Here is a 1,692-nt window from a genome sequence, read left to right on the forward strand (position 1 = left end):
ACATGCAAGTGGTTGGGCAGGGGGTTGTAGATGGCGTCGATATTTGGGTCCGCCAGCAGGGCTTCGTAGCTGCCGTGGGCCACGGGAATGCCCAGCTCGTCGGCAAAGGCGCGGGCACTGTCTTCGGAGCGCGAGCCCACGGCGACCACTTCACCTCGCTCGGAGGCCTGAATGGCGGGAATGACTTTCTTGCGACCAATATTGGCGGTGCTGAGCACCCCCCAGCGAATCTTGTTCATGGCAAGCTCCCTAGCGTTGTGGGGACAGGATCAGTAGGCCGTTAGTGTACACCAGGGGGCAAAAAAGGCTTCAACTTTGCAGCCTCACCGCCGACAGCCTTATCAGGGCCGGCACGGTGGTACCTGAAGTCCTGTGCTAGAGTCCAAGAGGGGCGGTGGTGCCCGTGACGAACGAGACAACGACTTTGAAAACTGCGGGAATATCCCCGGCCAGGGGTGTTGGTTTTCATACCAGAAAATTTGGGGCGAGTGAAAAGGAATAACAACAGCCCGGAATCTTGGGATCAGACTATGTTTTTACGTGCGTTAAATATCGGCCCGCGACTGGCCGCTGGCTTTGGAGTCATGCTCTTTTTATTAATTGGTCTGGGGCTCTTCGCTTTGTATGAAATGGCCCGGATGGACGAAATTTCCTCTGAGATCAACGACGAATGGATGCCCGCGGTACGTGCGGTAGGGGACCTCGGGACCAGTATTATGCGCTACCGGGTGTTTACCCTAAGGACTGCCGCGGATGAAGACCCGGTGATGGTTGAGCAGAACATCGAGCGCATGCAGGCGGTGAAGGCGGATGTCCGTGCCAATCAGAAGCGCTTTGAGCAGGTGATCAATAGTCCCGAGGTGCAAGCGGCTTATGACCGATACGTGGACGCTCAATCCGAGTACTTCGAGAACGCTGATATTCTCGTCGACTTTGTCCAGCAGGGGGATTTCGGTTCGGCGATGGGGATCGTCAATATAGCCTTGGGCGGCCCGGCCGATCGAATGGCTGACGCATTGTTGGAGTTGTCAGATATCAATCAGGAAGGCTCTCGTCTAGCGGATGAACGAGGTGCCACGGTTTTTGCGGCAGCAAAACTGGCGGTGATTGTGGCCATTGTGGTTGCGGTGCTGCTCGGTATCGGGCTGGCGGTATTCCTTGCCCGCAGTATCGTTCAACCGTTGGGCCAGGCGCTGGATAATGCCGAGACGATCGCCGGTGGTGATCTCAGCCAATCCATTGAGGTTAAAGGCAATGACGAACCGGCCCGCCTGCTCAATTCGCTGGCGGTCATGCGGGAGAACCTGCGCAGTGCCATCAGTCAGATCTCAAACTCCTCCACCCAATTGGCCTCGGCAACTGAGGAGTTGAGTTCGGTGGCAGAAGACTCCTCGCGCAGCCTGCAGGAGCAGACCGACGAGATTCAGCAGGCGGCCAGTGCGGTTACCGAGATGACCGCGGCGGTAGAAGAAGTGGCTCGCAATGCCACTGAAACGTCGGAGTCGTCCGGTGAATCCGCCAGTGCCACCAAAGATGGGCTGGCTAAAGTGCGCGAGACCCGAAAATCCATCCAGTTTATGACCGATGAAATCGACAAGACCTCGGAGTCGGTCAATGGCTTGGCCGAACAGGCCAATGACATCGGTAAAGTGATGGATGTGATTCTGGCCATAGCCGAGCAGACCAACCTGC

At 56.9% G+C, this 1,692-nt stretch carries 2 protein-coding genes; one reads left to right on the plus strand and one right to left on the minus strand.

From position 1 onward, the window contains the following. The coding region (locus tag B3520_RS07720; RefSeq protein ID WP_286875808.1) for a Gfo/Idh/MocA family protein at nucleotides 1-239 on the minus strand (239 nt) is incomplete at its 3' end. Between the two features lie 345 nt (nucleotides 240-584). On the opposite strand from B3520_RS07720, the gene B3520_RS07725 reads away from it, so the two are divergent. Next, nucleotides 585-1,692 (plus strand): methyl-accepting chemotaxis protein (locus B3520_RS07725; protein ID WP_286875809.1); only part of this gene is annotated, 1,108 nt, incomplete at its 3' end.

Source organism: Marinimicrobium sp. UBA4509, from assembly GCF_002388575.1.
Classification (GTDB): Bacteria; Pseudomonadota; Gammaproteobacteria; order Pseudomonadales; family Cellvibrionaceae; genus Marinimicrobium; species Marinimicrobium koreense.